Raw genomic sequence first — 7,713 nt, forward strand, 5'->3', positions numbered from 1 at the left:
CTCGCTTAAATGACTTAAATAAAGAAGGGCGCTTAGCTGTTTTTTTTGGCATGAAAGTTTATACCGGAACTAAAACGTTTTTTAAAATATCGTTTACTTGCGCTTCACCGGACTCATTATGCAAACCTAATCGATGCTGACACACACTTGCAAATACGGCTTGAACATCTTCTGGCATTACAAAATCACGACCCTCAATAAAGGCCCACGACCTAGCCGCTTTAGCCAGAGCCATACTGGCACGCGGTGATAACGATGCTGCAAAAGCGTTGCTTGTGCGTGTATAATTAACAAGCTCTATAATGTAGTCAATAACTGGGCTACTTAAAGTAATTTGGCTAATCTGGGTTTGAATTACCGCTAACTCTTGTTGGTTAATACGCCTAGGTAACTGACTGTAATCTCGTTTTTGCATATTCAAAATTAAGCGTTTTTCGGCTTCTTTAGGTGGAAAACCTAAGCTAATACGCATTAAAAAACGGTCTAATTGCGACTCAGGTAACGGATAAGTACCTGATTGGTAAATCGGGTTTTGTGTTGCTATCACAAAAAATGGATTTGGCAGCGTATATTTTTTTCCATCGACTGTTACTTGTTGCTCTTCCATTGCTTCAAGCAATGCACTTTGTGTTTTGGGTCCGGCGCGGTTTATTTCATCAGCTAAAACAACTTGGCTAAAAATAGGGCCTTTATGAAACGTAAAACTGTGCTCGGTAGAGTTAAACACATTAGTACCCAGAATATCAGCAGGCAGAAGATCACTGGTAAATTGAATACGCTGATACGATAAACCTAGCACAGCTGACAATGCATGAGAAAGAGTGGTTTTTCCCATACCAGGCAAATCTTCAATGAGTAAATGCCCTTCGCTAAATAAGCATGTAAGTGCCAGTTTTATTTGTTGTTGTTTACCAAATATAACACTCGAAAGATCGTCTATAATCGCAGTAACAGTACTATGCATGCTAACCTTATTATTATTCTATTATTTCAAGACGCTTCATTACAGTGTCTACTTTTTTTGTGTTGAAAGGTTTTGCAATAAAGCCTTTAGCGCCCATTTCCCACGTGTTTTGTACGTTTTCGAGACTATTGTGGCCAGAGCACATAACAACATGAGTGTGCGGGTAAGTACTATTAATGTATTCCAATATATCTGCACCGTTAGAGTCAGGTAAATCTACATCTACAAATATAACGCCTGGCGGTTTATTGTCCATAATAGGTTTGGCAGAGCTAAAATCAGCACTCTCTAATATATCTTCAAACCCTAAGTCAGTTAAAATTTGGTTTAGATAATCACGAATTTCCTTAACGTCATCAATAATGAGGATGGGCTCTAGCGGGCGAACAAATTCCATATGTAGGTTACTTCTATTTTGAATACATCTAAGTGCTTTAATACTAAGCTAACCCCATCATAAGCTCAAGAACGTTACTTAAAAAACACTAATAAATAAACTGTTTATAGGTTTGCCCAACAACCTATTTTTAAAGGATTACCTGCTTTCATAGCTTCTACTAACTTATATTTTTATTAATTGTATTGAACAATAATGACGTATCTACAATAAATCCCTTAATCCTACACTTTATTTCCTCAAAATCTGATGTAACAAATTTGCTACTTAACTTATTGATTCAAAAATATTTACATAAAAATTCGATTTTTTGTAAACGTTTTGTAATAAAAAATCGTTGACCTTCTAAATTCATTCTGTGATTATGCTCAGTAGATGGGCTTATGCTCACAAGTGCAATTTCATTAACTATTTAATGTTTTGCTCAGCCAGCCTCATCTATACACACTGAATTAATACCAATTTCATTAAATGAATATGCAATTTAATAAAGTTGGCATCACACACCACACTAAATAAAGAGCTTATTATGTTGAATAATAAAAAGACTAAATTTGCAATTTCTCTCATAGCGGCAGCTATGGCTACATCGGCTCCAGCACAGGCTGATATTTCTGAATATTTAGATCGCGTTGACGTAGACTTTTTACTAATGCAAAACTTTCAGTCAATTCAAGCTAAAGACGGCGCATTTCGTCCAGAAGATGAAGAACAAGAATCAGGATTTGGCCGTATTAGAGCTAATCTAATGCTTAAATTTCATATTAACGAGTTCATCACTGCCGATATAGATATTGCAGAAGAGCCTAATGACTTTGGTGGCGAAGATCGTGACTTTTCATTTCACAACGATTTTGCAGGTGTTGAATTTGACCTACTAGGTCTTTATGGCACACCAAAAGAAAACGCAAATTTAACACTGCGTTTGGGTAATATTGGTGGCTCACCATTTCAATTTAAAGGTTTTCAAGACGGCGCAGATAACCAAAGTAATGCACTTATTGGTAATGGTATTACCGATTACGCAACCGCAGAAAACGGCGCACAGCTAAGTTACAGCGAAACTTTCGATAGTGGTGTAGTACGTGCTTATAATGTTACAGGTCACATTACGACTTCAAGTTTCGGTGAAGCGTTTCAAGAAGACAGAGGTTATAACTACCGACTTCAAGGTACTCTAGAATTTGAAGGTGGCTTTAAAGCAGGTTTAAACTTATTAAAAGCCAATCAAGGCGACCAGTTACGTTTTGAAAACGGTGTAGCCAGTCTTGATGGTGTAACCACAACAAACTATCGCTTTGGCGATGGTGAAAACTATAACTTCTCAGCGTCACCTTCGAACGAGCGTGACACTCATGTTGGCGCAATGCCAGGGCTTGAGCAATCAATCATCCAGCTTAACTTAGCTTATCAACCATCTGATGAAACTAGCTTAATTTTTATGGTTGGTAAATCATCTGATGACTACACGTTCGCAGATGCCGCTGGTAATGCAGTTGCCGGTATTACCTACTTTGGTACAAACGGCATAGCTGATGAAAATGGCACGACTTTTGATTCAAACAGTGTAATAGAAGGCGACTCATCGGTTGAGTACTTCGTGTTTGAAGCACAACAATATCTAATCCCTAAAAAGCTATATGTAGCGGCTCGTTATGCAGAAGCCGAAAACACTTCCGACTTAATTGAACAGACAGACAACACAGTAGAGCGTATTCAAGTAGCCGCAGGTTACTGGTTTAACGATAAAACGCTTTTAAAAGTTGAGTATGTTAACCAAGAAGAAGGTGTTAATTCGGGCGGCCAAATCGGTAAAGGATTTGACGGCTTCACTTCTGAAATATCTGTTAAATTTTAAATCATTATCCAACTAGTCTATCTATTTATACAAAGCGCCTAAAAAGGCACTTTGCGGGCAGTTTTATGCTTTAAAACTGCCATATATAGAATTGGCAATAGATTGAAATTTAATAGCACTTGTTAGAACATAACGTGTATGGGGAATTACCCGATGAAAAATAAATTAATTATGCTCGCGTGTGGCTTTATAAGCATGGGCGCTGCGGCAAAAGAAACCATAACAATAGCGACTGTTAACAATGGTGACATGATCACCATGAAAGAGTTAAGTAGTGACTTTACCAGCCAAAACCCTGATATAGACCTAAAATGGGTTACTTTAGAGGAAAACATTCTTCGCCAACGTGTCACTACCGATGTTGCAACAAAAGGCGGTCAATACGATGTTATGACCATAGGTACTTATGAAGTACCAATTTGGGGCAAACAAAATTGGTTAAAAGAGTTAGATAGTTTAGGTGAAAACTACGATTTAGACGATTTAATCCCTGCAATCCGTAGCGGTTTAACAATTAATGACAAACTTTATGCTGCACCATTTTATGGTGAAAGCTCAATGGTTATGTACCGCACTGATTTAATGGAAAAAGCGGGGCTGACAATGCCTAAAGCGCCAACATGGGACTTTATACGCAAAGCTGCTAAAGCGATGACAGATAAAAAAGAAGGTGTTTATGGCCTTTGTTTACGTGGTAAAGCAGGTTGGGGCGAAAACGTTGCGCTTATTACATCAATGGCTAATTCGTTTGGTGCGCGTTGGTTTGATGAAAATTGGAAACCACAGTTTAATACCCCAGAGTGGGAAAATACCCTTCAGTATTATGTAGATGTAATGAAAGAGTCGGGACCAGCTGGTTCATCTGCAAATGGTTTTAACGAAAACCTTGCACTATTTCAAACCGGGAAATGTGGTATTTGGATTGATGCAACCGTTGCAGGCGCATTTGTTACTAACAAAAAAGACTCTGAAGTTGCCGATAAAGTAGGTTTTGCACTTGCTCCAGATAACGGCTTAGGTAAACGTGGTAATTGGTTATGGTCATGGACTTTAGCTGTACCAGCAAGTAGTAAAAAACCAGATGCCGCGATGAAATTTATTAGCTGGGCAACATCTAAAGAATATACTCAGCTTGTAGCTGATAAAAAAGGGTGGGCTAAAGTCCCCCCTGGTACACGTACATCCCTTTACAACAACCAAAAGTACATGGATGCTGCACCATTTGCACAAATTACGTTAGATTCTATCCAATCTGCAGATCCTAAAAACCCGACCGTTAAACCGGTGCCTTATGTAGGTATTCAGTTTGTTGCTATTCCTGAGTTTCAAGGAATTGGTACCGCTGTGGGCCAACAGTTTTCAGCTGCATTAACAGGCCAAATGACCGTAAAACAAGCGCTTAGTACATCTCAACACCTTGTTGAGCGAACAATGCGTAAAGCTCGCTATCCCAAATAGCATGTAATAGGCGGGTAAGCCCTCACGCTTACCCTGTATTTTATGTCAATTCTATTTACTTGTTGGTTATAAACGCTATCAAGGGTTTCTGATTTTCACTCGGTAGCTAAGAGTAAATAGAGTTGGCTTTTTTAAGGTCTACATATGGCAACAACTAACTCGCGCACGCTTGCACGGCTTATGCTACTTCCTAGTGTAATTTTATTACTTGCTTGGATGATAGTACCGCTGTGCATGACATTGTATTTTTCATTTATCGATTACAATTTATTAGTACCAGGAGATAAAGAATTTGTAGGTTTTCTAAACTACGAATTTTTTCTAACTGATCCGGCATTTTTTGAGTCATTTTTTAACACACTTTACCTAGTAACCGGTGTTTTACTTATCACCATTTGTGGTGGTATTGGTTTAGCTATTTTACTAGACCAAGCAATATGGGGTCGAAACTACGTTCGCATAATGGTACTTGCACCATTTTTTGTAATGCCAACTGTGTCGGCATTGGTATGGAAAAACATGCTAATGAACCCAGTTAATGGCTTATTTGCGCACTTTGCAATTTGGCTCGGATTTGAGCCAATAGATTTTCTTGCTCAAATGCCGTTATTTTCAATCATCATTATTGTCTCTTGGCAGTGGTTACCGTTTGCAGCATTAATACTGCTAACAGCAATACAATCACTCGACCGTGAACAATTAGAAGCTGCCGATTTAGATGGCGCAGGTCCATTTAGTAAGTTTTTCTACATCGTATTACCGCACTTATCGCGCGCCGTAACGGCCGTTATTTTAATCGAAACTATATTTTTGTTATCAATTTTTGCCGAAATATTAGTGACCACAAGTGGTGGTCCAGGGTATTCATCAACCAATATTACGTACTTAATTTATACGCAATCACTACTTCAGTTCGATGTAGGCGGCGGTTCGGCAGGGGGCATAGTTGCAGTTATCATCGCAAATATTGTCGCTATATTCTTAATGCGCTTAATTGGCAAAAACTTGGAGGGTTAATTATGACTATAAAAGATAGCCGTCGTTCCAAACTAATTTATACCATTGCTACATGGACAATAAGCGGTATGATTTTCTTTCCTATTTTGTGGACGCTAATCACCAGTTTTAAAACTGAAGCCGAAGCAATTTCAGTAAGCCCCAGTTTATATGCGTTCGATTGGACACTCGAAAACTACCGAGATGTATTGTCACGTTCACCTTACTTTAACCATTTTTGGAACTCAGTGGTTATATCATTAGGTTCAAGTTTACTTGGTTTATTAATTGCCGTACCTGCTGCGTGGTCTATGGCTTTTGTTCAAACTAAAAAAACAAAGCATCTATTAATGTGGATGCTTTCAACCAAAATGTTACCACCAGTAGGCGTGCTTATTCCTATCTACTTATTGTTTCGTGACTTTGCGTTACTCGATACAAAGTTAGGCTTAGTGATTGTAATGACACTGATTAATTTACCAATAATGGTATGGATGCTTTACACCTACTTTAGAGAAATACCAAACGAAATACTTGAAGCTTCACGTATGGATGGCGCAACAATTGGCGAAGAGATATTTCATGTTTTATTGCCAATAGCCTTACCTGGTATAGCATCAACGTTATTGTTAAATGTTATTTTGTCGTGGAATGAGGCATTTTGGACTCTTATTTTAACCGCTGCTAATGCTGCACCTTTAACGGCATTTATTGCCAGTTACTCAAGCCCTGAAGGGTTATTTTACGCTAAGTTATCGGCAGCATCTGCCATGGCCATTGTGCCAATTTTAATACTTGGTTGGTTTAGTCAAAAACAATTAGTGCGCGGATTAAGTTTCGACGCAGTAAAATAGGAGAATACACATGGGCAGCATCACACTAAAACAAGTAACTAAAAACTTTGATGAAGTTAACGTAATTAAGCCACTCGACTTAGAAATAAAAGATGGCGAATTTATCGTTTTTGTTGGTCCGTCGGGCTGTGGTAAATCTACTTTATTACGAATGATTGCAGGGCTTGAAGATACAACCAGCGGTAATATAGAAATAGATGGCGTTGACGCTACAAAAACACCGCCTGCTAAAAGAGGCTTAGCAATGGTGTTTCAATCATATGCGTTATACCCGCATATGAGCGTACGTAACAATATTGCTTTTCCTTTAAAAAGAGCAAAAGTGAGCCCTGCAGAAATCGAAAGTAAAATTGCAAACGCCGCTAAAATACTTAATTTAACCGATTATTTAGACCGAAAACCTGGGCAATTATCGGGTGGTCAGCGCCAACGTGTTGCAATAGGGCGCGCTATTGTACGTCAACCGTCGGCATTTTTGTTTGATGAGCCACTTTCAAATCTTGATGCATCGCTACGTGTAAATATGCGTTTAGAAATATCTGAATTACATAAAAGTTTAGCCACAATAATGATTTATGTTACGCACGATCAGGTTGAAGCCATGACAATGGCAGACAGAATTGCTGTGTTTAATGCCGGTATTATTGAACAGGTAGGTACACCTCTAGAGCTTTACAAAAATCCTGTAAACAAATTTGTAGCTGGTTTTATTGGTTCGCCAAAAATGAATTTTATAGATGCTCCACAAAATGAAGATGCGAATGTTAGCTGTATTGGTATACGACCAGAGCATATAACACTCTCTACTGAGCAAGGTACTTGGGCTGGAACTGTAGGTGTAATTGAGCATTTAGGATCGGAGAGCTTTTTACATATAAATATTGAAGGCAAAGGGACCGTAACAGTAAAAGCAGATGGTGATTGCCCACTAAAATATGGCGACAGTATTTACCTAAGCGCACCAGCAGATAAAGTATTAAAGTTTGATAATAACGGTTTAACTATTCGCTAAAGCCAATTTTTAATTACCTTAAATAGCACCTTTATAAGGGTGCTATTAACTAAATTCTAATTACATAATCCTATGAAACCTAGGTATTTTTTATTAAGGAATGGTATATTTACAATTATAAATAACAAAAACGTTATTGATAAATAGATATTCCAAAATTAATAAAATAATTTA

At 38.1% G+C, this 7,713-nt stretch carries 7 protein-coding genes; 5 read left to right on the forward strand and 2 right to left on the reverse strand.

Annotation, left to right across the window (positions count from 1 at the left end; all coding sequences use genetic code 11):
• Positions 1-58 precede the first annotated feature (58 nt).
• Positions 59-964, reverse strand: coding sequence for a MoxR family ATPase (locus GQR46_RS13125; protein ID WP_165741179.1), 906 nt, complete (start codon positions 962-964; stop codon positions 59-61).
• Between the two features lie 13 nt (positions 965-977).
• Entirely contained in the window at positions 978-1,361 is a 384-nt protein-coding gene (locus tag GQR46_RS13130) for a response regulator (protein ID WP_165741180.1), read from the reverse strand.
• A 529-nt stretch (positions 1,362-1,890) separates the two neighbouring features.
• Here GQR46_RS13130 and GQR46_RS13135 point away from each other — a divergent pair.
• From GQR46_RS13135 to GQR46_RS13155, 5 genes are all read left to right on the forward strand, one after another.
• Positions 1,891-3,219 carry a hypothetical protein gene (locus tag GQR46_RS13135; protein ID WP_007377151.1) on the forward strand — a complete coding sequence of 443 codons (1,329 nt, stop codon included), beginning with the start codon at positions 1,891-1,893 and terminating at the stop codon, positions 3,217-3,219.
• 153 nt (positions 3,220-3,372) lie between these two features.
• Positions 3,373-4,677, forward strand: coding sequence for a sugar ABC transporter substrate-binding protein (locus GQR46_RS13140; RefSeq protein WP_165741181.1), 1,305 nt, complete (start codon positions 3,373-3,375; stop codon positions 4,675-4,677).
• A 144-nt stretch (positions 4,678-4,821) separates the two neighbouring features.
• Positions 4,822-5,694 carry a sugar ABC transporter permease gene (locus GQR46_RS13145; RefSeq protein WP_165741182.1) on the forward strand — a complete coding sequence of 291 codons (873 nt, stop codon included), beginning with the start codon at positions 4,822-4,824 and terminating at the stop codon, positions 5,692-5,694.
• Positions 5,695-5,696: 2 nt separating this feature from the next.
• On the forward strand, positions 5,697-6,527 hold the full coding sequence (locus tag GQR46_RS13150; RefSeq protein ID WP_165741183.1) for a carbohydrate ABC transporter permease: 831 nt from the start codon (positions 5,697-5,699) through the stop codon (positions 6,525-6,527).
• 10 nt (positions 6,528-6,537) lie between these two features.
• Positions 6,538-7,539, forward strand: coding sequence for an ABC transporter ATP-binding protein (locus tag GQR46_RS13155; protein WP_165741184.1), 1,002 nt, complete (start codon positions 6,538-6,540; stop codon positions 7,537-7,539).
• Positions 7,540-7,713 lie beyond the last annotated feature (174 nt).

This window comes from Pseudoalteromonas sp. Z1A6, from assembly GCF_011378745.1.
Lineage (GTDB): Bacteria > Pseudomonadota > Gammaproteobacteria > Enterobacterales > Alteromonadaceae > Pseudoalteromonas > Pseudoalteromonas arctica.